The organism is Runella zeae DSM 19591, from assembly GCF_000423565.1.
GTDB classification, from domain to species: domain Bacteria; phylum Bacteroidota; class Bacteroidia; order Cytophagales; family Spirosomataceae; genus Runella; species Runella zeae.
On the sequence record NZ_KE384041.1, the window covers coordinates 171,393 to 196,899 of the forward strand.

Consider the following 25,507-nt stretch of genomic DNA (forward strand, 5'->3'; position numbering starts at 1 on the left):
ATTGGAGATTTACTTGCTAAGTTCCAAGTATTTCAAAAACTCGTTTTTTGTGCCAGCTTCTTGAAATTTCCCGCCATAATATGCCGTCACAGTTGTACTAGTATCGTCTTGTACACCACGCGAAGCTACGCATAGATGTTTGGCATCTATTACTACAGCTACATCGGGTGTCTCTAAGATATCTTCCAGCTCTTTGGCTATTTGCATTGTGAGGCGTTCTTGGACTTGCGGCCGCTTAGCAAAATATTGTACAATTCGATTGAGTTTGGAAAGGCCAATCACCTTCCCGCTCGAAATGTAAGCGACGTGCGCTTTTCCAAAAATAGGTACAAAGTGATGCTCGCAGTTGGAGTAAAAACTAATGTCTTTTTCTACCAACATTTCATTGTACTTGTACTTATTTTCAAAGAGTGTAGCCTTGGGTTTATTGGCGGGATTGAGGCCAGAAAAAATTTCTTTAACATACATTTTGGCTACTCGCAGGGGAGTACCTTTGAGGCTGTCGTCGGTAAGGTCGAGGCCCAAAGTTTCCATAATTTCTCGAAAATGGTGTTCAATTTTGGCCACTTTTTCTGCGTCGCTCAACTCAAAAGCATCGGAGCGCAGGGGAGTGTTGTAAGCACTCAATCCGTGGTTGTCACCCCATTCATCAATGGTTAATTCCAAAAGGTCTTGGTTGTCATGCGGGATACTCCACGAAGTTTCGTTCGGTTTCATATAGTCGTATTTTCAAGTCAAGTGTGGTCTCCAGATGTCCACGTAAGATGTTATGAATCACAATTGCAATGTTCTCAGCACTAGGGTTGAGATGTTTAAATTCCTCAGTATCAAGATTAAGATTTTTGTGGTCGAACTTTTGTAAAACATTGTCTTCAATCAAATCGTTCAGCCACTTTAAGTCCACTACATAGCCCGTTTGGGGGTCTACTTCCCCTGTGACTTGCACAATAAGCTCATAATTGTGACCGTGATAATTAGGTAAATTACATTTTCCAAACACACGTTCATTTTGCTCTTGCGACCACGACGGATTGTGCAGACGATGGGCTGCATTGAAGTGGGCCTTGCGAAAAACTGCCACTCTAGGGTTGTTCATACCAATAATTGTATTCAATTTCAAATGTGATTGTGACGAACGTGCCGAGGAGTCGTCAGAAAGTCTGTCTGCAACACCCTCTCGACCGTTGGGCGTGGTACCAAAGCCCTTGGGTAAGTCTCGTTTTCAATTCATTAACTAAACGGCTTTAGTCCCCAAATAGTTTTATTTTTTTTTGAGCTGTAGAAAAAATACTATAATTAATTCTAACCCCATTCAATCCCCAATGAAGCTAAAAACAGATGTATTGGCTGATTTAAAACAGATAAAAGAAGTACATAAGTGGATAAAATCTACCAAAAAGAAAAAAAGACCATAAAATAAAGTACGATACATTGGTGATTTTATCTTATTTTTCGCGTTGTATTGCAATACCAATCAAATCGAATTGTACTACTTTTGCGTTTTCTAAGGCTTAAAAAATAATTGTCAGTTATTAGAAAAGTTCTAATTAGAAGCCGACAAGCAGCATACCTAGCCTATTTATTGTTAAATACAAAAAGAATGAGTGACATTAGCAAAGAATCCACCGAAGAAAAATCATTGAACTTCATCGAGCAAATCATCGAAGAAGACCTCCGTTTGGGAAAACATGGCGGCCGAGTATTGACGCGTTTTCCACCCGAGCCCAACGGGTATTTGCACATTGGCCACGCCAAGTCTATTTGTTTGAACTTTGGAGCAGCTCAAAAGTATGGAGGTGCTACCAATCTTCGTTTTGATGATACCAATCCCGTCACTGAAGATACTGAGTATGTCGAATCAATCAAAAATGATGTGCAATGGTTAGGTTTTCAGTGGGTTAATGAATTTTATGCTTCTGATTACTTTGATGAGTTATATCAATTTGCGATTGTTCTCATTGAGAAGGGATTAGCATATGTCGATGATTCTACGTCAGAGCAAATGGCCGCGATGAAAGGCACTCCTACTGAGCCCGGTACCAATAGCCCTTATCGCACTAGGACGGTCGAAGAAAATCTTGACTTGTTTGTCAGGATGAAAAATGGAGAATTTGCGGAAGGAACGCGCACGCTGCGTGCAAAAATCGATATGGCTTCTCCCAATATGATTATGAGAGACCCTGTGCTGTATCGTATCAAATTTGCCCATCATCACCGTACGGGTGATAAGTGGTGTATCTACCCTATGTATGATTTTGCGCATGGTCAGTCGGATTCGATTGAGAAAATTACGCATTCGATTTGTACGTTGGAGTTTGTACCCCACCGCGAGCTGTACGATTGGTGTATCAACAATTTAGAGATTTTTCCTTCTAAACAATATGAGTTTTCGCGTTTGAATCTCACTTATACCGTGATGAGCAAACGGAAGCTGTTACAATTGGTCAACGAAAAGCACGTAACAGGCTGGGATGATCCTCGGATGCCTACGCTTTCGGGGATGCGGCGACGGGGTTATACGCCGGAGTCGATTCGGGAGTTTTGTGACAGGGCTGGTGTGACCAAAAATATCCAGTTGATTGACATAAGTCTTTTGGAGTTTTGTGTGCGTGACCATCTCAATAAAGTGGCCGAACGCCGTATGGTGGTTTTAGACCCTATCAAAGTAGTGATTACTAATTTTCCGGAAGGAGAAGTAGAAATGTGCTATAGCGAAAACAACCCCGAAGATCCCAACGGGGGTATGAGAGAGGTGCCGTTTAGTCGTGAGATATACATTGAGCGGGAAGATTTTATGGAAAATCCTCCCAAAAAGTATTTCCGCTTAGCTCCCGGACAAATGGTACGTCTGAAAAGCGCGTACATCATTCGTTGTGATGAGGTCATCAAGGACGAAAATGGAGAAGTGACAGAGCTTCACTGTAGCTACATCGAAAACAGTAAGAGCGGTAACGATACTTCTGGTATCAATGTCAAAGGTACGCTTCATTGGGTGGCTGTTAATCAAGCACTTTCGGTAGAGATTCGTCAATACGACCGACTTTTTAAAGTAGAAGACCTCTCTAATGCCGAAGGAGATTTTAAAGATTATATCAATCCCGATTCTTTACAAATCGTGACAGGCTATGCGGAGCCTGCTTTGAAAGATGCTGCTATTGGTGCTAGGTTTCAGTTTATCCGAAAAGGGTATTTTTGCTTAGATATTGATAGTACCGACGAAAAACTGATATTTAATCGTACCGTTGGCCTGAAAGATACTTGGGGAAAAGTAGCCAACAAATAAAAGTATTACCATCAACAAAATGGGCAAGCTAATTTTTTCAGCTTGCCCATTTTGTTTAGTACTCAATGATTGAAAATTTGGGAACTACTCCTTCATTTGAGCTTCTACCACTGCGATAGCTACCATATTGACGATTTCGCGGACCGAACTACCTAATTGTAATACATAAACAGGTTTACGCATTCCTAGCAAGATAGGCCCAATCGCCTCATATTCACCTACTTCTTTTAACAAGTTGTAAGCGATATTGCTGGCCGATAAGTTGGGGAAAATAAGCGTATTAGCGCCATCTTCGGCAAGCTTGCTAAAGGGGTGATTGGTACGGAGAAGCTCAGTATCAAAGGGTAAGTGAGCCTGCATTTCACCGTCTACAATCATTTCGGGATGTTTTTGTTGGAGAATAGCCGCCGCAGCGCTCATTTTTTCGGCATCGTCTCCTTTGGCACTTCCAAAATTGGAATAAGTAAGTAACGCAATGCGAGGTTTGATATTGAAACGCTCTACGGCTTGTGCTGTCAGTTCCGTAATTTCTACAATATCATCAACTGAAGGATTAAAGTTGACAGTGGTATCGGCCAAAAATAAAGGTCCACGGCGCGTAAGCAAGATGTACATCCCTGCTACTTTTTTTACACCCGCTTCTTTACCGATGATTTGGAGGGCGGGTCGGATGGTATCAGGATAGTTGCGCGTCAAACCCGAAATCAGGGCGTCGGCTTCCCCCATTTCTACCATCATTGCACCAAAAGAACTGCGGTAGTACATCATTTTGCGAGCTTCAATGATGTTTACACCTTTGCGTTGGCGTTTTTTGAAGTACACTTCGGCATAGCGGTCTATATTGGCCGATTGGTCAGGATTGTAAGGGTCGATGACGGGGACATCGGCCATATCCAATTTGTTGGCTTGGATAATACCCCGAATCTTGTCTTCTTTTCCCAATAAAATAGGAGTTGCAATCCCTTCATCGCGTACTTGCTGAGCTGCTTTAAGAACTTGGACGTTTTCGGCATCGGCAAAAACCACTCTCTTAGGCGCGCGGCGCGCTTTATTGATAATGACGCGTGAGATTTGATTGTCTTGTCCTAAGCGTTTTTCAAGCTGCTGAATATAAGCATCCCAGTCCGTGATAGGATATTGGGCCATGCCGCTGTCCATGGCTGCTTTGGCTACGGCAGGAGCAAGGGTCGTAAGCAAACGTGGATCGACAGGTTTGGGGATGATATATTCGCGACCAAAAGTGAGGTTGTCGGTGTTATAGGCTAAATTAACAATATCAGGAACTGGCTTTTTAGCCAAATCTGCCAAGGCACGTACAGCGGCCAATTTCATTTCTTCGTTGATTTCGCGGGCGCGTACATCCAAAGCTCCTCTAAAGATATAAGGGAAACCCAGTACATTATTGACTTGGTTTGGATAGTCTGAACGCCCCGTAGCCATGATTACATCTTCTCGGGCGGCTACAGCATCAGGGTAGGGGATTTCGGGGTTGGGATTGGCCATGGCAAATACCATCGGGTCTTTGGCCATAGAGCGTACCATGTCTTGCGATACAACGTTGGCTTTTGATAATCCCAAAAACAAATCAGCGCCCACCATAGCATCGGCTAGAGAATCAAAACGGCGCTCAGAAGCAAATTCTGATTTCATGGCATCAAGGTCAGTACGGGCGGTGTTGATATGCCCTTTACTGTCAAACATATCTACGTTTGAACGTTTTACGCCTAGCGAAATGTAAAGCTTGGTACACGAAATGGCCGATGCACCTGCCCCTGATACTACTACTCGAATGTCTTCAATTTTTTTGTTGACCAGATCAAGCCCATTCAAGAGCGCTGCTGCGCTGATGATAGCCGTACCATGCTGGTCATCGTGCATGACAGGGATATTAAGCTCTTCTTTGAGGCGGCGTTCGATTTCAAAGCATTCGGGCGCTTTGATGTCTTCTAAGTTGACGCCCCCAAAAGTGGGTTCTAAAATTTTGACGGTTCTGACAAATTCGTCTACGTTTTTGGTATTGAGTTCAAGGTCAAATACGTCTATATCGGCATAAATTTTGAACAAAATCCCCTTCCCTTCCATAACAGGTTTACCCGCTTCTGGCCCAATGTCGCCCAGACCTAGTACGGCGGTGCCATTGCTAATGACCGCCACTAGGTTGCCTTTGGCCGTATATTTATAGACGTCGTCGACGTTGTGGTGGATTTCCATACACGGCTCGGCTACTCCCGGAGAGTAAGCCAGAGAAAGGTCGAGTTGGTTGTTGGTCTCTTTGGTTGGAACAACCTGAATCTTGCCAGGACGGCCCTTTGAGTGGTAATAGAGTGCGTCCTCTTTACGAATTTTTGGAGGCATAACGATAATTGTGAGTTGAATATGGGGGTGCAAGGTACGAATGAAAACCGTACATATTAATTATTTTCTGTGTTTTTATGCTTAAAATCGGAGAAATATCGCCTGAAAAAGAGCTGTTAAAGGCGCATAGAGTCTTGGTAGAAGAATAAAAATACTCACTACCTCAAAGTGCCGAATTAAGGCGAATCAGAGTGTAGTGAGTTTAAAGTAACAACAGAAGAAAAAGGGCTAAGTCTAACTTTTCAACCATTTATCAAACCAATCGAAGGCATCTTTTTGCATGGCTTGGTCAAACTTATGCTCACCCTCATAAAACTTACCTTGATAGTGGTCGGCTGCCCCTGCTTTTTTGAATATATCTTGCAAAATGACATCTGCTTTTTTCATTTCGGGTAAGGTAAACAAATCATCGTCATTGTTGTTTTGTACCATAGTAGGAAGTGGTGCTCTGATACTCAATATTTCAGGAAAATCTAAGTAATTAGGAAGCAACGGAACATACAGCATCCATGTATGGGTGTAGGATTTGTGGAGGGTGAAGTCATCCCAAGTGGACATAAAACCCACACACACGGCGCACTTAATACGGGGATCAAGCCCGCCTAAATAAACCGTGCGAAGTCCTCCTCCTGATAGCCCTGCACAGCCAATACGGTTTTTATCTACTTCGGGACGATTACTCAGGATGTCGAGGGCAACTTGGTCTTCGGCTAGTACTACGCCCGGCCAAGTAGTGCCCCCACAAAACAACGACTTCGACATCACATGCTCGTGCTCGCTTGCCCAAGTATTATAAGCTTGGATGTTTTCAGGCTTTTCGGGCTCGGCATCCGATTTGCCCTCGGTTTTGAGAGGCCCCCAGAAAAAACCGCCCACTTCTTCGTAAAGTACTCGCCTACTTTCAAAAGCAAAAGTATCATGAACCAGTACTACATAGCCTCGTTTGGCGATTTCGTTGGCCCAAGCTTTGCCACCGTAATAATGCTCTTGGTGGTCTTTAAGTAGCGGATGTTGGTCGTCTGAAAGTTTTACGATTTTACGTTTTCCAAAATATTTGTTACCACCGTGGTCGTGAAGGGCCAAAATCGCAGGCAGTGGCTTTTGTACTCCTTGAGGTTTGAGCAGATACGCTTTGGTCGCACGCCCATAAGGAAGCTGCCATGAAAGTTCTTCAATCTCCAGACCGTCGTAAGTATATTTTTTTTCAAGCGTCACGGTAGGGGTTTTTCCTAAATTAGGCTTCGATAGTAGCTCATTGGTTTTGGCTAATGCTTCTTTTTGCCATTTTTTTGTATCATTCCATTTGTTTTGCCGAAACGATAGCGCCGGGAGGTTGGGCACTAAGGAAGCGGCCCATTCGCCATAGATTCCAATAAGGCTTTTAATGACTGTCATGTTGGGTGATTGATTGAAAGGAGGTTTAGAAAAAGCAATGTCAATATCTGGCAACAAAACCCAGCTTGTGGCCATACTTGTCGATGCTTTGATGAATTCTCGTCGAGAGGAAAAGGTCGTTGGTTTCATATTCTAAAGATACAATATTTTTTTATTGGTATTCCACATGTAGATCTCGCTTGGTTACGTTTATCTAATGTAAATGGCTACCCAAAGCAAGGTTAAATTATTACTATTTCGATAGAAGCATGGGTAGTAGGGAGTATAAGTCTTAGAAAAACAAATTATAACAATATTGTATCTATCTATTATAGTCAATTTATGATGTCTGATTCAGAAGAAATATCAACATTTTTGTCCAAAAAAGATTTTTTTATACCCCAACTTTCGATTGCTTGTGTCGTGTTTGGCTTTCATGAAAATCAACTTCATATTCTGCTTTTGAAAACCAAAGGAGTGCAAAATTGGCTGTTACCGGTGGGGTTTGTCGAACAAGAGGAAGATATTGATGATGCCGCAAGAAATATTCTGTATAATAGAACTGGGGTTTATGATATTTATTTAGAGCAATTTCGGGTTTTTGGGAAAGCTAAACGCCCTACCAAACAATCCATAGAGGATTTTTTGGCCGCCAATCATTCGGTAGGTATTGAAGCGGATTGGTTGTTGAAAAGGTTTGTTTCTATAGGGTACTATGCCTTGGTCGATTTTTCGAAAGTACACGCCAAGGTCAATGAAGTTACGCTGGCTTGCGAGTGGTTTGAGATTGATAAGTTGCCTGTTTTGGCTTTTGACCACCAAGAAATGATCGAAAAAGCCTTAGAGACTCTTCGCTTCAATCTCGATTCTAAAGTGATAGGTACGAGCCTTTTACCTGATGTATTTACGATGAATGAGCTACAAAAACTATACGAAGGAATTTTGGGAGAATCGTTGCGCCGAAACAATTTTCAACGAAAAATGCTGAGTTTAGACATTCTAGAACGTATCGAAAAACGCTATACTGGAGCGCCCAACAAAGCTCCTTATTTATATCGTTTCAAAAAAATTTAAAACGCTATTTTTAGGTAGCCTATGCGGAACAGAAAGGGGAAAAGCGGTGTTTTTCACTCATGGATATACTTTACCGCTACCTTCGTCCTTATTGGAAACTCATCACGGTGGCTCTTACTCTGGCCGCTGTCAATCAAATTTTTTCTTTGCTTGACCCTTACATTTATCGCTTAGTGATCGACCGTTATGCTTCGCATATCAAAGACTTTTCTGAAAGCGATTACATTTGGGGTGTCTTAAAATACGTTGGCTTGGCGATTGGCGCTGCTATGGTGTCGCGCATTGCCAAAAATTTCCAAGACTATTTCATAAGTGTCATTACGCAAAAGGTTGGTACACAGATTTATACCGACGGAATTAAGCACTCTTTAGCTTTACCCTATCAGGTATTTGAAGATCAGCGTAGTGGGCAAACATTGGGGGTGTTGCAAAAAGTCAAAACCGACACTGAGCGCATGATTACGTCGGTGGTCAATGTGGTATTTCAGTCCGTAATTGGGATTACGTTTGTGATTATCTACGCATGGAGTATTTATTGGCCTATCGCTCCGGTATATTTTCTTACCATTCCGGTGATTGCGTGGTTGAGCTCGGTACTAAGCAAACGCATCAAAAAAATACAAACGAAAATCGTCTCCGAAACGACGGCTCTAGCGGGAAGTACCACCGAATCTCTCCGCAATATTGAGTTGGTAAAGAGTCTGGGGCTTACTGACCAAGAAATCAAGCGTTTGAATGGAAATACAGAAAAAATACTAGGGCTTGAACTTCGTAAGGTGAAGTTTGTCAGGACTTTAGGGTTTGTGCAGGGTACCACTATCAATTTTCTTCGTAGCTGTATTGTAGCCTTGATGCTTTGGCTTATTTTCAAAGAAGTGCTTACGATTGGGCAATATTTTTCATTGCTGCTGTATTCATTTTTTATTTTTGGACCTCTTCAAGAACTTGGAAATGTAATACAACTCTATCGAGAGGCGGAAGTGTCGCTCAACAATTTCAGGGATATTTTGAGTAAGCCCATTGAGGCCAAGCCCACCAAACCCGTTGAATTGACGCGAATCGAAAAAATCGGTTTTCATGAGGTAGCTTTCAAACATCTCACTGCGGGTCGTCATGCGCTTAAGGGAGTCAATTTTGAAGTGAAAAAAGGGGAAACTATCGCGTTTGCGGGGCCTTCAGGTAGTGGAAAAACAACGCTGATTAAACTTCTTGTGGGCTTATATGACCCCGAGGAAGGGCATATTACTTATAATGGAATAGATAGTCGGGAAATTGATAAAGATGAGCTACGCGAACAAATTGGTTTTGTGGCTCAAGACGCACAATTGTTTTCAGGAACTATTCGCGAAAATCTACTCTTTGTAAAACCCACTGCGACCGACGAAGAGTGTTTGGCGGTATTACAGAAAGCGGCGGCTTATTCATTGCTCAATCGGGCCGATAATGGCCTCGATACGGTGATTGGAGAAGGAGGTATGAAAGTGTCAGGCGGTGAAAAACAGCGCCTATCTATAGCGCGGGCGCTTTTGCGTCACCCTAATTTGTTGATTTTTGATGAAGCAACTTCTGCGTTAGACTCTCTCACCGAAGAAGAAATCACACAAACGATTCGCGATTTGTCGCGCAATCAGCAGCATATTACGGTGTTGATTGCCCACCGCTTGAGTACAATTATGCACGCCGACAGAATCATCGTACTAGAAAAAGGAAAAATCATCGAATCTGGAAATCACGAAGATTTGCTGACTCAAAAAGGACTGTACTATGCTATGTGGCGTCAGCAAGTAGGTGAAAGCGAAGAGATGACGAGTGCCTAGGGAGTTTATTTTTTTGTGACTAAGGTATATTTTCCCAAGTCAGGATCGCTTGCAGATAGCCTTAGTTCGTTGTTAGCATAAATAGCCACTCGAAGTTTACCTTGGTAAGCTTCGATTTCGCCGGTGGATAGTTGTTTGAGGGTTGCTTCCCCCAAATTTTGTGAATCCGAAGTTACCTTTCCTGTTTTATCGATAAAGCTGTAAACCATCTTAGCCGATACATTTTCGTCGGTAAGTTTTGTTACTTCTATTTTGCCAGAAGTGGTTTGGCCTGTAGTAGGATGTGTATAGGGATATACGATATCAAATCCGTTGTATTCTTCCCTCACAAAAGTATAACTTCCAGCTACTTGATTCGCAAGCGAAGGGGATAGCTCTTCTTTTTTGCTACAAGCAGCAATTGTAAAGGTGAATAAAAGAAAGAAGAGGACTTTCATGAGAGTATAGAAAGGAGACAAATGTTGGATAATCACAAAAGTAAGCATTTGGCTCATAAAAAAAGCACCCTCAAATCACTTAGATGAAGAGTGCAGAAAATTAAAGATGAACTATGTATCGTAGGTGGAGTTTGTAAAAGTGGATGTTTACAAAGAAAGAACCCGTAACTTTCTAAAGTTACGGGTTCTTAGGGTTTCACATAATTTAATATGAACCTTTATAGTGTAATTATTTTTTAGCTATAATGTTGATTTCTCCTAAATCTTCATCTTCTGCGGTGAGTTTGAGTTCACCGTTGTTATAGGTAGCAACTTTAACAGTGCCTTGATATGCTTCAATTTCGCCAGTAGTTGCTTTTTTGAGCGTTACTGTACCGAGGTCTTCACTATCAGAAGTAGCTTTACCAGCAGCATCAGTATCTGTTAAAGTTAGCGTTGCGTTGGCAGTATCATCTGTTAGTTTTTTTACTTCGATTTTACCAGAGGTAGTAACACCCGTAGCTGGATCTTTGAATGGGAATGGAAGTAAAAGACCTAGAAAACCAAAACTAGTGATTGTATAATTACCAGCTACTTGATCAGAGAGCGAAGCGGGAGTGGGATCATCTTTCTTGCTACATGATACAATGATAAAAGAAGCAAATAATAGGAGGAGGAAGGACGACAACTGAGAGCGTTTCATTGTTGTGGTGTTTGTAAGTGGACAATAATGTTAGAGATTTATTTCGTAGCAAAGGTAAACAACGGTTCTAAGAAAAGCATAAGGAAGGGTAAAAACTAAGGCAGGATTTTATTAAACGGAAAATAGAAGTTGGTTTTTTGGAGGTGTATTTGTAGTATTGTAAAGCCGCTTCATATTTCAAATATTTACCTAAACAATGTTTAACCGTCGTCAATTTTTAGGGTCACTTGGTGCTGCTGCTAGCGCCATCACCCTGCCGCCATTCTTAGCACCTGCCGAAGCCAAAACCTTCGAAATGTTTAATCAGCAAATGGCTCATTTTTCGCCTTTAGAGGCTGCTCAAAATGAAGACTTCTGGGCATGGGTCAAAACGGAGTACACCGTCTCTCCCAACTTACTTAATCTCAACAATGGAGGGGTATGCCCTCAGCCCCGCTCAGTACAAGATGCCCATATTCGCTTCTATCAGTACTGCAATGAAGCCCCTAGCTACTATATGTGGCGTATATTGGATCAAGGTAGGGAGTCGTTGCGTAGCAAATTGGCAGATTTGGCCGGCTGCTCAGCCGAAGAAATTGCTATCAATCGGAATGCAACTGAAGGGCTCAATACGGTCATTTTTGGATTGGACTTAAAGCCTGGAGATGAGGTAGTTTTGACTAAGCAAGACTATCCTAACATGATTAATGCTTGGAAGCAACGCGAAAAACGCGACGGTATCAAACTAGTTTGGATTAATCTTGATTTGCCCCAAGAAAACGACAATTACTTTGTAGACAAGTTTGTGAGTGCTTTTACTTCTCGGACCAAAGTAGTTCATATCACTCACATGATCAATTGGGTAGGGCAGATTCAACCTGTACGCAAAATCGCCGATGAAGCTCATAAAAGAGGCATTGAGGTAATTGCCGATGGCGCACATACGTTTGCGCTGTTGGATTTTAAAATTCCCGATTTAGGCTGTGATTATTATGCTACAAGCTTACACAAATGGCTTTGTGCGCCTTTTGGGAGTGGTATGATGTACGTCAAAAAAGACAAAATCTCAAAAGTATGGGCACTCTTGTCAAACAATGAACCTGACGGCCCCGATATTCGTAAATTTGAAAGTCTGGGCACGCGTTCTTTTGCGTCAGAAATGGCTATCGGTACAGCCGTAGATTTTCAGTTGTCGATTGGGGCGGCTCGTAAGCAGGCTCGTGCGCATTACTTACAGCGCTATTGGACTGACAAAGCTCGTCAGATTCCGGGCGTTAAAATCCATACTTCTCCCGACCCTAAATACGCCTGCGCGATTGCGCTTGTATCCGTCGATGGAATGAAAACTTCGGAATTGGACGGGCATCTCTACAACAAGCACAAAATCCATACAACAAGCATTGAGTGGGAAAATATCAAAGGAGTACGCGTAACACCGCATGTATATCATACTCCCAAAGATCTTGATCGCTTGGTCAATGCACTTGATGACATAGCAGGAGCTTCAAAGAGAAAAAGCTGAGAATAAAAATTTTGAAAGATACTGAGTTACTAAGCGAAGGCATGATTTGCTATGAGGCTTAGTAACTCAGTTGTGTCATAGCCTACCTTAAGTAGTTGGTGAGGAAGGTTTTGGAGGTATCATTTTCTTCTTAGAAGGGCGTTTTACACCATTTGAACCTCGCCAAATCTTACCTCTTTTGGTCTTTCTGTCTCCTTTTCCCATGATAATATTATGTTTAAGAATAAAGAAAAATGAATATACAAAGATAAAAATCAATTAAATTGCCTTCAAACGGATAGTTTAATTTTTTAAGCAATGAAAACATTTCAAGTTCTTATTTTTTGTTTATTAACTCACTTCATTCAAGCGCAAGACAAGTCATTGTTATGGGAAATATCGGGCAATGGCCTTTCGAAGCCTTCCTATCTCTATGGTACCATTCATTTGATTTGTCCCAGTGATTATTTTTTGACCGATTCGACTAAGGCTGCTTTTGCAAAAACCGATCAGGTATATCTTGAACTTGACATGGACGACCCTAGCATGATGTCGAAAATGATGAAGACGGCGATGTTTACAGATGGTAAAAAGCTCAAAGATTATCTCTCGGTGGATGATTATACGTTATTGAATGATTATTTTAAACAAAAAATGGGAATGGGACTCGACCAAATGAATGGCATGAAGCCATTTACGGTGATGTCGATGTTGTACATGACTTTACTGTCGTGTCAACCACAGTCCTATGAGTTAGTGTTTACGCAGATGGCTTCCAATGCCAAAAAAGAAATGCTAGGACTGGAAACCGTTGAATTTCAAATGGGAGTTTTTGACCAAATTCCTTACGAAAAGCAGGCGGCATTACTGGCCGATATGGTTCGAAAAAAAGAAGAATCTGCCAAAGAATTTGGGCAGATGGTAGGACTTTATAAAGCTCAAGATGTAGAAGGGCTGTTGAAAGTAATGGATAATAGTGAGTGGGATTTTAATGGTTATGAAGATATTTTACTGGCCAATCGGAACGCCGCATGGATACCTATCATGGAAAAAGCCATGCAAACAAAACCTACTTTTTTTGCGGTCGGGGCAGGGCATTTGGGTGGACAAAAGGGAGTGTTGAGTTTATTGAAAAAACAAGGGTTTAGGGTAAGGCCTGTATTATAAACTTTAAATCTTTTGGAGCCAAGCGGCAAGGTCCATAAGCCAAGCTACACCTATGTGGACAATGATGCCTCCCCATATACTGCGCGTTTGAAAGGCGAGTACTCCCAATATATATCCCCCAAAAATAGACCCGATAGTTTCTCCAATAGGTTTGCCAAAGTGTAGGGCCGCATAGCAAACAACCATAGGTACGATACTGCCCCTTCCCAGTAAATGTGACATCCCAACTACCATAAAACCTCTGAATATAAGCTCCGTAGATACAAAATCAAACCCATAAAACACTTCATAAATCAAAGTAGTGAGTATGGGAGAAACTCCAAAAAACTCATCGGCGTTGGAGTCTTCATAGGAGGGGTAGGAGCTTAAAAAATCTGCTTGAAAAGAAGCCCAGATTATGAGAGGTATCATCAATACCACCAAGAATAAATAAGGCTTTAAAGCATGCCATTTAGGAAGAAAACCGTAGAAAAAATGCCGTTGGGTATCAAATGTGCTGTAAAATATAAATAAAGGAACAAATACTGTCAGGAAAGAGGAGATATTAGTGAAACAATGAAAAGCATAGTTGTAAATAGCTCCCTTAAATATCGATTGACTCCAATGGTGATAGGCATAAAAACCACCATCTATCCCAAGGATTGCTAAGATGAAAAGGCTATATACCCAAAAACGTGGATTTTGTAAACGCCACCACTCTTTGCGAAAGCCGATCCAAATCAATAAGCTACCATAGTAAGAAAAGGCATATAGCAGAAAATACCAAAACATGCGTAATGGCCTGCCACGGTAACTATCAATGATGCCTTTTTCGAGATTGACGCTATAATTGAAGAAAATAATAACGAAAAGAAATAAGGCAATGCTAATGTAAATATCCCAGCGAAAATCGGCTTGGAAATGCGTTCGAATAGCTTGCCAAATCGCTTTCATATTAAGGCTTTCTGCCTGCTTCAACGGCATTGCGCACGCTACCGTGGGCATCTAAAAGACCCTGAGCTTCTTCAATGCTTAAATAGGGGAGTTCTTCTCTTACCATTCTTATGGCACGCTGTACAAGTTTATAATTAGTCATTTGCATATCGACCATTTTGTTGCCTTTTACGCGTCCAAGTTGTATCATTACAGAGGTAGAAATCATATTGAGGGCGAGTTTTTGGGCGGTACCCGCTTTCATGCGGGTGCTACCAGTCACAAACTCCGGTCCTACCACTACTTCTACCGGAAACTCCGCCGCTGCGGCTACCGCAGAGCCAGTATTACACACAATACAGCCTGTTAAGACACCCGCTTGGCGCGCTTTTTCAAGGCCTCCAATGACATAAGGGGTACGACCTGAGGCGGCAATCCCAATTAAAGAATCTAGCTCATCGATTTCGTATTCGAGAAGGTCAATCCATGCTTGGTTGGGGTCATCTTCGGCATTCTCTACCGCTTTTCGGATGGCTTGGTCACCACCTGCCATGATACCAATCACCAAATCAAAAGGTACGCCATAGGTAGGGGGACATTCGGATGCATCTACTACACCTAGCCGACCGCTGGTACCTGCGCCTATGTAGAAAAGCCGACCCCCTTGCTTCATTCTAACCACGATTTGCTCTACGAGTGCTTCTATTTGTGGAATGGCTTTTTCCACGGCATAGGGCACAGTTTTGTCTTCATTGTTGATATTAGTTAACAGCTCTCTCACGCTCATGAGTTCGAGGTTATTATAGAGAGAGGTCGATTCGGTTGTAGATAGCATGTGCGTAAAAAATAAAGCAAATTTTTGAAAGTAAAATTCCTTTTGTGTTTATGAAGAACTTTACCTGAAAGATTAATTAAGAGTGGCTATGACCGTAACACTACCAGTGGTTTTGTCTTCCAAATTGACATTGAGGGTAGCATCGAGGGGTAAATAAATATCTACTCTAGACCCAAATTTGATAAAACCCATCTCAGAGCCTTGGCTTACTTGCTGTCCTTCTTTTACATACCAAACGATACGCTTGGCCAAAGCACCTGCAATTTGTCTAAACAAAATCTCTACACCATTTGGTGACTGAATAACGGTAGTAGTGCGTTCATTTTCGGTGCTTGATTTGGGGTGCCACGCTACTAGATATTTTCCTGGATGATATTTGAAATACTTCACAACTCCGCTGATAGGGTTCCAATTAATATGTACATTGATGGGTGACATAAAAATGGATACTTGTCGTCTTGGTCCTTTAAAGTATTCTGTTTCAACCACTTCTTCTATTACTACTACCTTGCCATCACAAGGTGCTATGACGTGCTTGGGGTTGATAGGAGAGAGGCGAGTAGGTTTACGAAAAAACTGTACAATGATAAAAAAGAATATAATAGAGGCTACTAGCCAAGTGGTGGTAAGCCATTCGATTTCGCCTAAAAAATTACGTAGGAGGGCATTGGTTCCTAATACAAACAGTGCCGCTAATCCAATACTAACAAAGCCTTCTTTATGGATAGTCATCATTCTTATACGTATAAAAAATAAATGCGGGGAAAGGAGGTGAGTCCTTTGCCCCGCAAAAATAGTAATCTTATTACTACTCTCTACTGCCTAGTGCTTACTTTTATTAATACCCCCCACGGAATTTGTAGGTACTCGCTACTTTGTCGATAGCCACAATGTAAGCAGCTAGGCGCATATTGACCTTGTATTTTTGTGAAGTGGCGTACACGTTTTCAAAAGCGTCTTTCAAAATACGGTCAGAGCGGCGGTTGATTCGTTCTAAGTTCCATTTATAACCGATTCGGTTTTGTACCCATTCAAAATACGAAACGGTTACTCCCCCAGCATTGGCCAAAATATCAGGAACTACCATGATACCTTTGTCATTGATGATGGTATCTGCATTGGCCGAAGTAGGTCCATTGGCACCTTCCACAATCATTTTGGCTTGGATATGAGCGGCATTTTCTTGGGTAATCACGTCTTCTTTGGCCGCAGGTACGAGCACATCTACCGGCAGTGCGAGCAATTCTTCATTGGTAATAGACTCTGCTTGTTGATAACCTTCCAATATCCCACCATTGGCAGCCCGATAAGCGATTGCGTCTTCTATGTCAATACCGCGCTCGTTATAATATCCCCCTGAAATATCACTAATCGCCTGAACCGTGACGCCCCGCTCATGCAAAAGCGCCGCTGCATACATGCCCACGTTTCCAAATCCTTGCACGGCAGCCGTAGTTCGGTAAGGGTTCAAACGCATTTTTTCCATCGCTGCCAATGCCGATACCGTCACGCCCCGGCCCGTGGCTTCTGTACGGCCTAGTGACCCACCCAATACCAAAGGCTTACCTGTCACCACCGCCGGAACGGTCATCCCCATGGCTTTGGAGTATTCATCCATGAGCCATGCCATTTCGCGGGGGCCTGTACCCATATCAGGAGCCGGAATATCTTTGTCAGGCCCGAATTCATCGAGCATAGCCGTCGTATAAGCACGCATCAAACGCTCAATTTCGCCCGCCGACATTTGGCGAGGGTTGCAAGCAATGCCTCCTTTGGCGCCTCCGTAAGGAATATCTACTACGGCGCATTTCCAAGTCATCCAAGCAGCTAGAGCGCGTACTTCGTCGATATTGACACCCATATCAAAACGAATCCCACCTTTGGCGGGGCCTAAGATGGTAGAGTGAATGACGCGGTAGCCTTCAAAAACCTTGATTTGCCCGTTGTCCATTGTCACAGGAAGCCCTACAACTACTTGTTTGCGAGGAACTTTGAGTATATGGTACATTTCGTCGCTGATACCGAGAAGCTCGGCTGCTTTGTCAAAGCGCGACATCATAGACTCCAGTGGATTCTCCTTATCTTTAATAGGAGCTGGCTCAATATAAGTCATAATTTTAACGATTCTGATTGTTTTGGAATTGCTGTTTGTTGAAAAAGGAAACGAACTAGCTACTTGCTTATTTTAGCAGTCTATTTCCTGAACGCAAACTTAATATCTTTATAACGAAAAAAACAAAAAGATAGTTTTTTCTTGTTTAAGTACAATTTGGTTTTTAAAGAAGGTTGTATCAATTAAATTATAAAGTGTAGAATCGTATAGAAGTTTAGTGTTTATTTCCCAAATAAAACTTGGTATTTATGACATTTTTGCAAATCAAAAAATAATAACTTTTTAGTAAACGGTCGCTAAAATCATTGGTATAAATAGAATAAAGCGTAATTTTGCGGCTGAATATCGAAGGCCGCCATTTAAGTTTTTACCCCAAACAGTAAACTGAGTATGACAGTACAGGAAGAAAAAAAGCGTTACTCCGAAGAAGAGTTGAAGGAGTTTGAAGGTATCATCAACCAGAAATTAGATGCTGCGCGCAATGAATTAGCGTACATTAAAGACACGTTGAGTCGGAAAAACGACAGTGGCACCGACAACACTGGCGCTGCTACCAAGTTGATGGAAGATGTAGATACAAGTGAGCGTGAGCAAATGAGTCAATCGGCCGCTCGCTTGCAGAAATTTATTACACAACTTGAGAATGCCCTTGTTCGTATCAAAAATGGTACCTATGGTATTTGTATAGATACGGGCAAGTTGATTCCAAAAGAGCGTCTACGTGCTGTGCCACACACGCAGCAGACGATTGAAGCAAAATTGCGTCGGGTATAAACTTTTAGGCTAGCTTCCCTAAGGCGACAAAAGTGCTATTCTTGCTAGTTGAAGCAAGAAAGTGCTTTTGTCGCCTTTTTTGTGAGCAAATATTGTTGATGGAATATATTTAAAGTGCAGATTTTTAGGAGATTAGAGATACGATGTTTTGATTTACACTTATTGCTCCATCCAACGAAGAAAATGAGAGGCTTTGGCTTTGCTGACCACGACGGTTTCGGGAGTAGCTAAACTAAGTTTTAAAACTAACTTCCGCGCAAAATATTGTTCTACTGAAATGATGGCCTCTTTGTGAACGATAAACTGCCGGTTGGCGCGGTAAAACATTTGCGAATCAAGTTGATTTTCAAGGTCGTCAAGCGAATAATGTAGCTGATAGCGGAGGTTTTTGTGGGTATAGGCGGCCAATGTTCCATTTTCGTAATAAAAAAAGGCAATTTCATGGGCTTTGATGGGGAGGATTTTGTCTTTGAAATAAACCAATAACGTCGATTTATGCGAAGGCTTGAGAACCGAGAGAAGGTTCTCAAGGGGTGTATTAGGGGCTTTAAATGCGTTTTTTAAGGTATTTAGCTTAGATAGTCCTTGCTGTAACCGCTCTTTATCAATAGGTTTGAGAAGATAATCGATACCATTGGTCTCAAATGCTCGAATGGCGTACTCATCAAAAGCTGTACAAAAAATCACCGGTGCTTGTATCTTGACCGCCTTGAAAATGTCAAAACTGAGGCCATCAGCTAGTTGAATATCCGAAAAGATAAGATCAGGGCTCGGGTGTTGGTTTAACCACTCAATCGATTCTTCAACGGAAGATAAAATACCCATAATCTTAGCTTCGGGGTAGGTATCTTCGAGCATCCGCCTGAGTTCTTTTGCGGCTTTTATCTCGTCTTCTATGATGAGTATTTGTGACATGCGAGCAAAGGAAGTTTGACCGTAAAAGTATGAGAAGTTTGAGAGATTTCGACTGATTTGTCGGCCAATAAAGCATATCGACTGATAATGTTTTTAAGTCCTATTCCAGTACTTTCCTCTACTGATTTTTTGGGTTGTAGATTGTTTTGAACAACTAAATAGCCATTCTCATTAAAAATGCTGATTGTGAGGGGTTTGTTGAGAGAAATGACATTGTGCTTTATGCTGTTTTCCACAAGTATTTGTAACGACAACGGGGGAATACTACATTTCAAGGTCTCAGTCGATACCTTGATATCAATCAAAAGAGCGTCTTCAAAACGTTCTTGTAAGATGTAAAAGTAAGATTTTACAAAGTTAAGTTCTTCTTCAATCAGGGCTAAATGACGTTCTGAATGATGAAGCAAATAGCGATATACATTTGAAAGTTGTACCACATAATTTTTTACATTTTCTTCCTCAGTCAATGTTTTGAGGGTATTCAATGAATTAAATAAAAAATGGGGGCTGATTTGTTGTTTGAGCGAACCAAGACGTGCCGATAGATTATCTTGTTTTAAGTGCTCTATCTCCAACTTAATTTTTTGGGTACGAAGCAGTAAGTTGAAGTAGTAAATAATAAAAGATAAAACTCCGCCTACCATCATACCTCTAAAAAGTATAATTCCTACGCGTTGTTTCCAAGATAAATCATTTAAAAAAAATGAAATGATAGGTCGAGGAAGAAGCTGAATAAAAAAAGAATAATGAAGCAGCGAGAGGAAAATGCACCCCCATACTCCCACCCAGAGCCGGAGATAAATATTTGTAAAACGACGGCTTTGAAAAAGTACTTGTAAAAGAATCCAACAGAGCAGCGAAAATGTAAATGTAAAGAAGAGGTTTTGGGTGATATTGCTGAGATTATCCATTTCAAAGCGAATAATCCGAGGTAGCAGTGCCAGTATTGAGATGAAAAGAGAGATGACGGCTCCGGTTTTTATTTGGTATTTTTTCATGTAAAAATCTTAAAATCGCAATGTTTCCAAAATTACCATTCTCTAAATTGTCAACCCAATTTTTGAAAAAATCCTCATAAGTAGCCTTTATGGCTTTATCACTACTGTTTGCTTTTGAGAAGTGTGTGCACTGAAATAACCTAAAGCACCTCCAACAATATTGCTTGGAGGATTGGTAGGAGTAGTGCCTTGATTAACCCCGTCACCTTGAAGTCTCATAAGCGTATTAAAATACTCATAAGCCTCTTTGGATATACATTGCATTTCGACAGTAATGGCATCATTTGCGGCAATATCAATGTCGCTATTGATGGACTGGCGGATTGAATTACCATTTGTAAAAGCATCAGAACGTACAAACACCGTCCGAGACTGTAGGCCGTTATGATAACTAACCCACCGATAGAAGTTTTCGGACGATGCAGGGTCTTTAAAAATAGCTACCATGCGGGTTTGAGAGTTATTTTGTGGTCTGCGAGGCCCTTCTTCATAGGTCAATTCTTCAAAATTCACTTGTTGGGGCATGGTGGAAATCGCCGAATATATTTGACCATTGTAGGCTACTTTTAAAGCATAGGTATGTCCTTCTATACCTTTGAGGGCAGTGATAGCATATACACCTGCTGAAGTTTGAATGAGCTTTTCTGACTCGCCAGTTGTTTGGTCGGTAAGGCTTACATCTGCCGTTGTGATGGGGGGAAATTCGTTTTTCAATTGAAAATCGACGCTTGTAGTGATGATTACTTCATTTTCGGAAGGGGTATTGGTAATTTTCCCCTCAATGACCAGCTGAGGCTCTACTTCTCTTAAATCCAATTGAATCGTATCAACGCAAGAAGTAAGACTGACTAAACTAAACACTAGCAATAAAGAGTTGAGAATAAGTGTATTGGAAGATTTCATGGATGTAATGGAAAATTTTAGTGGAGTATTGAAGTTATGTGTCTCCATTGACTCATTTTTTGGCAGTAAATACAGTGATTGACAAGAGCCACTGCGTAAACATTTAAAATTTGAAATTGTAAGTGATGTAAGGAACATACTTAAAAAGCGACACGCGTTGTACTTCGGTTGCATCACCGTTTTCTTCAAAATTGATGGCCCAAGGATTAGCCCTCCCGTAGGCATTGTAAATCCCAAACGAAAGATCCGAATCGAAATGCTTCCGTTTGTTGAATTTGAGCGTAGCCCCCAAATCAAGTCGGTGATAATCAGGCATTCGATACCCGTTTCGCTCCGAATATTGAAAAACTACCGCATCATCAATCCGGTATTTGCCTGTCGGAAAAGTGACGGCGTTGCCGGTATTGTAAACCCAAGTTCCCGAAAAAGTCCATTTATTAGAAAGCCTATACACACCCACCACCGATAAGTCGTGGGTACGGTCTTGCTTGGCGGCGTACCACTGACCTTGATTGATACCGTCGATTTGTTTTTCGGTACGAGAAAGGGCATAGCCTACCCAGCCTGTAAGTTTGCCGCTATTTTTACGTATCAAGAATTCTATTCCATAAGCCCTTCCTTGCCCAAAAAGAAGCTGTGATTCGATTTGGTCGTTGTAAGTCAAGTCAGCTCCGTCTTTGTAATCTATCTGGTTTTTCATGGTTTTATAATAAACCTCTGTACTTAGCTCATAGGCATTGTTGTACAGGTTTTTAAAAATTCCAAAAGATACTTGGTCGGCTATTTCGGGTTTGATTTGAGCCGTGCTCATGAGCCAGCGGTCGGTAGGAGAAGAAGCGTTGGAATTGGTGAGCAAATGGAGGTTTTGTACATTTCGGGTATAAGAACCTTTGACCGAAAGCGAAGGGCTTGCGATGTATGCTACCGAAAGCCTAGGCTCTACATTGAAATAATGAGTCTGGCTTTGGGCACTATCTAAGGTCAAGAAAGAGGTTATTCGGAGGCCATATTCCATACTAAACTGAGAAGAAGGTTGCCATTTGTTGCTAAAAAAAGCAGCATTTTCAAGGGCTGTTCGGTTGGGTTCGCTGGTGTTGTTGACACTTGAATTTGGAGCATTGGCGATGCGGTTGCGGGGGCTAAGGGTATGGTGTATGAAATTTACCCCAAACCGCATTGCATTTTTGGGATTGGGGAAATAGCTAAATTCTTGTTTGAGGTTGAAATCTTTGATAGAAGAAGATAGGTTAAATTCATTGCTTCCATTGGCGATACTGACGCTATAATCGTAATTGCTGTAAATGAGTGACGTATTGCTAAATAGTTTTTCGCTGAAAAGATGATTCCAACGAAGTGTGCCAGTGGCATTGCCCCAATCGATGCCAAACAAATCCCCCAAGCCAAATTTGTCTCGTCCAAAATAACCCGATAAGTAAAGTCGATTTTTGTCCGAAAAAGTATAGTTCATTTTGGCATTGAGGTCATAAAAGTAAAGCGTGTTTTGATTGATATCTGGGTCGGAAGAAAGCTTGAGAAAGGCATCGGCGTAGGTACGGCGTCCAGTAATAAGAAATGAACTCTTGTCTTTTTGTAAAGGCCCTTCTACCGATAACCGACTCGAAATCAGGCCGATGCCGCCTCCTACGTAATAGTCTTGATTGTTGCCGTCGTTCATTTTGACATCAAGTACCGAAGATAATCTACCGCCGTATTGTGCGGGCATACCTCCCTTATAAATGGATAGGTCTTTGATAGCGTCGGCATTGAAAGTAGAGAAAAACCCCAACAGGTGAGACGCATTGTAAACAGGAGCTTCGTCAAGAAGAATGAGATTTTGGTCAGCATTGCCACCCCGTACATTGAAACCACTATTGCCTTCTCCTGCCGATTTGATTCCGGGCAAAAGTTGCATTATTTTAAGAGGGTCTCTTTCGCCCATTAAAGCCGGGATATTATTGATTTCTTTGATACTCAGCTTCTCAACACCCATGGTAGGGTTTGTTATCTTGTCGTTGTCGGAAGTGGCTTTGACAACAACTTCAGCCAACAGCGCCGTGTTTTCCAAAATCAACAAATCTAGCTTTTGGTTAGAAGTAAGAATTACCTGTGTTTCTTTGGTATCGTAGCCAATCAAGCTAGCCGCTATGGTGTAAGTCCCTTGAGGTAAAGTGAGTGAATAAAAACCGTATTCATTGCAAGTGGTACCGGTGTTGGGGAGTTCTTTTACCCGAACGGTGACCCCAATCATCGTTTCGCCTGTTTTGGCGTCTTTGATAGTACCGCTGATAGTGTACTTGTTTTGGCCTAGGGCAGAATGTACTACTAATAAAGCAAAAAGGAAGTATTTTAAGATTTGTAGCATAACTGTTTGGTGACATTGTTTGCTACAAAATGACGCAAGAACGAGAAGAGAGAAATGAAGAAAAGAAATGAAGCGGACAGAAAAGCAAACTAAACGGGCGAAAGCAATATAAGCTGATTCAAGAGTCTAATGGAGCAATTGAATCAGCCTATGAAAAACTTACCCCTCAGACTTGCCTTCTTGCTTACTAGCGCGGTTGGCGTTTTTGATTTGGGCTTCCAAAATATCCCACATTTGGGGAGTGACTTCCCGTAAGAAATTAAACTGCCCCCCGTTTAATACTTCTCCACCATCGAGCGTAATGACTTCTCCCGTCATATAAGCCGAAAAGTCGGACATGAGATAGGCCGCAAGATTGGCTAATTCTTGATGCTCGCCCGTGCGGTGAAGAGGGATACGGTTTTCGAAAGCAAATTTTTCGGCCAAATCTTTCGGAAAAAGACGGTCCCAAGCTCCCTTTGTAGGAAAAGGCCCCGGTGCGATTGCATTGAGCCTGATGCCGTATTGTCCCCATTCATAAGCCAACGACTTGGTCATTGCCAAGGCGCCTGCTTTGGCCATGGCCGAAGGAACCACCCAGCCTGAACCTGTCCAAGCATAAGTAGTGGAAATATTGAGAATTGTACCTTTGATTTGGTTTTCAATCCAATATTTCCCAATCGCAAGGGTAAAGTAGTACGTTCCTCTTAAAACAATATCCACTACGGTATCGATAGCTTTGTAAGAAAGCCGTTCGGTAGGACTAATAAAATTGCCAGCGGAGTTGTTGACCAAACCATGAACCGCACCAAATCGACTGATCCCCGCTTCAATAACTGCTTCAATCTGGTCGGTTTTTCGGACGTCACATTCTGCGGCTAGTACTTGCCCCCCAGTGGCTTCGGCGAGTTCTTGGGCAGTGGCTTCTAGCACCGCTAAACGGCGGCTACAGATGACTACATTGGCACCCAATTCAAGAAAATATTTGGCCATCGATTTGCCAAGGCCAGTGCCGCCGCCCGTGACGATGATGGTTTTGCCCGCCAAAGAGCCTTCGCGTAGCATAGGTTGGGAATAGTTCATGGAAAGTGTTTAAATGCTAAAAATATAAGTGAATGTACTAAGTTGAAAAGGCGTTGATGAGGTACTTGGTGTTGTAAATCAATGGGTTAAACAAGGTCGTGCTCCTACTTAAAAGTAGCCTCACGCTTTTGCATTTTGGCCTGAAATGCCTCGGTTAAATCATCAGATAGCAGCATCGCTGCATTCCAGCTAGCAATGTATTCGAGTCCATCGCCGACAGAATGATCTCTCGAATAGTTCATGACATTTTTAGTGCCTCTGATAGCCAAAGGAGATTTGCTCGCAATGAGTTGGGCTATGTTGAGAATTTCGGCATTCATTGCATCAGGGGTTTCAAAACTTCGATTGACCAGCCCAATGCGTTCGGCTTCTTGTCCGCTCACGTTTCGCCCCGTAAAAGCCATTTCGCGGGCTATGCCAGGAGCAATGATTTTGGGTAAACGTTGGAGCGTGCCTAAATCGGCCACCATACCCATATCTATTTCTTTGACCGTAAAAAAAGCATCGGAGACGGCATAGCGCATATCGCAAGCACTTGCAATATCCACCCCTGCGCCAATGCATCCTCCATGAATCGCCGCAATGACGGGCTTGCTACATTGCTCGATAGCGTTGATAGGAGCTTGTAAGTCAAGGATTTTTTTGCGAAGTTGTTCGCGTTTTCGTCCTTCACATTTTTGTGAAAATTGAGCTACATTCATCAGCAATTCTAAATCAATACCAGCGCAAAAATGTTTGCCTGCTCCGCTGAGGATGATTACTCTTACGTCTTCATTTTCATCTAAATGGTCAAAAATACTTTTCATTTCGTCCCATGCTTTTTGATTGAGAGCATTGGCGCGCTCGGGGCGGTTGAAAGTAACATGCGCAAGATGAGATTCTATGTTAAGCTGAAAAGTTTCGAAATTCATAGCATATGTAGAAAGAAAAGGTAAGCACTAAAAACCTGATTTTGAATTCATCA

General features: G+C 42.0%; 23 protein-coding genes. 6 read left to right on the forward strand and 17 right to left on the reverse strand.

The genetic code is table 11. From position 1 onward, the window contains the following. Positions 1–9 precede the first annotated feature (9 nt). Positions 10–717, reverse strand: a complete 708-nt coding sequence (gene folE, locus G563_RS0127670; RefSeq protein ID WP_028668198.1) for a GTP cyclohydrolase I FolE — start codon at positions 715–717, stop codon at positions 10–12. Continuing rightward, positions 680–1,096 (reverse strand): 6-pyruvoyl trahydropterin synthase family protein, encoded by a 417-nt coding sequence (locus tag G563_RS0127675; protein ID WP_028668199.1) that lies wholly within the window; start codon positions 1,094–1,096, stop codon positions 680–682. The genes folE and G563_RS0127675 overlap by 38 nt, the downstream gene beginning before the upstream one ends. A gap of 504 nt (positions 1,097–1,600) precedes the next feature. On the opposite strand from G563_RS0127675, the gene G563_RS0127680 reads away from it, so the two are divergent. Continuing rightward, positions 1,601–3,283, forward strand: a complete 1,683-nt coding sequence (locus G563_RS0127680; RefSeq protein WP_028668200.1) for a glutamine--tRNA ligase/YqeY domain fusion protein — start codon at positions 1,601–1,603, stop codon at positions 3,281–3,283. An 84-nt stretch (positions 3,284–3,367) separates the two neighbouring features. On the opposite strand, the gene G563_RS0127685 is transcribed toward G563_RS0127680, so the two are convergent. Then, on the reverse strand, positions 3,368–5,638 hold the full coding sequence (locus G563_RS0127685) for an NADP-dependent malic enzyme (RefSeq protein WP_028668201.1): 2,271 nt from the start codon (positions 5,636–5,638) through the stop codon (positions 3,368–3,370). Positions 5,639–5,872: 234 nt separating this feature from the next. After that, on the reverse strand, positions 5,873–7,108 hold the full coding sequence (locus G563_RS0127690) for a dienelactone hydrolase family protein (protein WP_157585678.1): 1,236 nt from the start codon (positions 7,106–7,108) through the stop codon (positions 5,873–5,875). Between the two features lie 246 nt (positions 7,109–7,354). On the opposite strand from G563_RS0127690, the gene G563_RS0127695 reads away from it, so the two are divergent. Both G563_RS0127695 and G563_RS0127700 read left to right on the forward strand, forming a co-directional pair. Then, entirely contained in the window at positions 7,355–8,086 is a 732-nt protein-coding gene (locus G563_RS0127695; RefSeq protein WP_310586571.1) for an NUDIX hydrolase, read from the forward strand. A gap of 59 nt (positions 8,087–8,145) precedes the next feature. Next, the gene (locus G563_RS0127700; RefSeq protein WP_028668204.1) at positions 8,146–9,903 is read left to right on the forward strand and encodes an ABC transporter ATP-binding protein; all 1,758 of its coding nucleotides are present in this window, start codon (positions 8,146–8,148) and stop codon (positions 9,901–9,903) included. Positions 9,904–9,908: 5 nt separating this feature from the next. On the opposite strand, the gene G563_RS0127705 is transcribed toward G563_RS0127700, so the two are convergent. After that, positions 9,909–10,340 carry a hypothetical protein gene (locus G563_RS0127705; RefSeq protein ID WP_157585648.1) on the reverse strand — a complete coding sequence of 144 codons (432 nt, stop codon included), beginning with the start codon at positions 10,338–10,340 and terminating at the stop codon, positions 9,909–9,911. A gap of 229 nt (positions 10,341–10,569) precedes the next feature. Next, positions 10,570–11,022, reverse strand: a complete 453-nt coding sequence (locus G563_RS0127710; protein ID WP_028668206.1) for a hypothetical protein — start codon at positions 11,020–11,022, stop codon at positions 10,570–10,572. A 196-nt stretch (positions 11,023–11,218) separates the two neighbouring features. On the opposite strand from G563_RS0127710, the gene G563_RS0127715 reads away from it, so the two are divergent. Further along, complete coding sequence (locus G563_RS0127715) at positions 11,219–12,523, forward strand: aminotransferase class V-fold PLP-dependent enzyme (protein ID WP_028668207.1); 1,305 nt, start codon at positions 11,219–11,221, stop codon at positions 12,521–12,523. An 87-nt stretch (positions 12,524–12,610) separates the two neighbouring features. On the opposite strand, the gene G563_RS37785 is transcribed toward G563_RS0127715, so the two are convergent. After that, positions 12,611–12,727: a 30S ribosomal protein THX gene (locus G563_RS37785; RefSeq protein WP_084650995.1), complete on the reverse strand. Its 117-nt coding sequence runs from the start codon at positions 12,725–12,727 to the stop codon at positions 12,611–12,613. A gap of 93 nt (positions 12,728–12,820) precedes the next feature. Between G563_RS37785 and G563_RS0127720 the strand changes: the two genes are divergently transcribed. Further along, positions 12,821–13,669 (forward strand): TraB/GumN family protein, encoded by an 849-nt coding sequence (locus G563_RS0127720; RefSeq protein ID WP_028668208.1) that lies wholly within the window; start codon positions 12,821–12,823, stop codon positions 13,667–13,669. Positions 13,670–13,672: 3 nt separating this feature from the next. On the opposite strand, the gene G563_RS0127725 is transcribed toward G563_RS0127720, so the two are convergent. From G563_RS0127725 to G563_RS0127740, 4 genes are all read right to left on the reverse strand, one after another. Beyond that, positions 13,673–14,602 carry a CPBP family intramembrane glutamic endopeptidase gene (locus tag G563_RS0127725; protein ID WP_028668209.1) on the reverse strand — a complete coding sequence of 310 codons (930 nt, stop codon included), beginning with the start codon at positions 14,600–14,602 and terminating at the stop codon, positions 13,673–13,675. 1 nt (position 14,603) lies between these two features. Then, positions 14,604–15,416, reverse strand: a complete 813-nt coding sequence (gene murQ, locus G563_RS0127730; protein WP_028668210.1) for an N-acetylmuramic acid 6-phosphate etherase — start codon at positions 15,414–15,416, stop codon at positions 14,604–14,606. A 72-nt stretch (positions 15,417–15,488) separates the two neighbouring features. After that, positions 15,489–16,148: a phosphatidylserine decarboxylase family protein gene (locus G563_RS0127735; RefSeq protein ID WP_028668211.1), complete on the reverse strand. Its 660-nt coding sequence runs from the start codon at positions 16,146–16,148 to the stop codon at positions 15,489–15,491. Positions 16,149–16,254: 106 nt separating this feature from the next. Next, entirely contained in the window at positions 16,255–17,529 is a 1,275-nt protein-coding gene (locus G563_RS0127740; RefSeq protein ID WP_028668212.1) for a Glu/Leu/Phe/Val family dehydrogenase, read from the reverse strand. Between the two features lie 390 nt (positions 17,530–17,919). On the opposite strand from G563_RS0127740, the gene G563_RS0127745 reads away from it, so the two are divergent. Further along, the gene (locus G563_RS0127745; RefSeq protein WP_028668213.1) at positions 17,920–18,303 is read left to right on the forward strand and encodes a TraR/DksA family transcriptional regulator; all 384 of its coding nucleotides are present in this window, start codon (positions 17,920–17,922) and stop codon (positions 18,301–18,303) included. A gap of 159 nt (positions 18,304–18,462) precedes the next feature. Here the strand turns inward: G563_RS0127745 and G563_RS0127750 are convergent, their stop codons facing one another. The 6 genes from G563_RS0127750 to G563_RS0127775 all read right to left on the reverse strand — a co-directional run bounded on the left by G563_RS0127750 (position 18,463) and on the right by G563_RS0127775 (position 25,454). After that, positions 18,463–19,218, reverse strand: coding sequence for a LytR/AlgR family response regulator transcription factor (locus tag G563_RS0127750; protein WP_028668214.1), 756 nt, complete (start codon positions 19,216–19,218; stop codon positions 18,463–18,465). Continuing rightward, a complete protein-coding gene (locus tag G563_RS37305) occupies positions 19,197–20,216 on the reverse strand; it encodes a sensor histidine kinase (RefSeq protein ID WP_028668215.1) in 1,020 nt (339 codons plus the stop codon). Before G563_RS37305 ends, G563_RS0127750 begins: the two co-directional genes overlap by 22 nt. An 87-nt stretch (positions 20,217–20,303) precedes the next feature. Next, positions 20,304–21,119, reverse strand: coding sequence for a DUF4249 domain-containing protein (locus tag G563_RS0127760; RefSeq protein ID WP_028668216.1), 816 nt, complete (start codon positions 21,117–21,119; stop codon positions 20,304–20,306). Positions 21,120–21,222: 103 nt separating this feature from the next. Next, the gene (locus G563_RS0127765; RefSeq protein ID WP_028668217.1) at positions 21,223–23,481 is read right to left on the reverse strand and encodes a TonB-dependent receptor; all 2,259 of its coding nucleotides are present in this window, start codon (positions 23,479–23,481) and stop codon (positions 21,223–21,225) included. 159 nt (positions 23,482–23,640) lie between these two features. Then, positions 23,641–24,543: an SDR family oxidoreductase gene (locus G563_RS0127770; protein WP_028668218.1), complete on the reverse strand. Its 903-nt coding sequence runs from the start codon at positions 24,541–24,543 to the stop codon at positions 23,641–23,643. A gap of 104 nt (positions 24,544–24,647) precedes the next feature. Next, positions 24,648–25,454, reverse strand: a complete 807-nt coding sequence (locus tag G563_RS0127775; RefSeq protein WP_028668219.1) for a crotonase/enoyl-CoA hydratase family protein — start codon at positions 25,452–25,454, stop codon at positions 24,648–24,650. Positions 25,455–25,507: the final 53 nt, after the last annotated feature.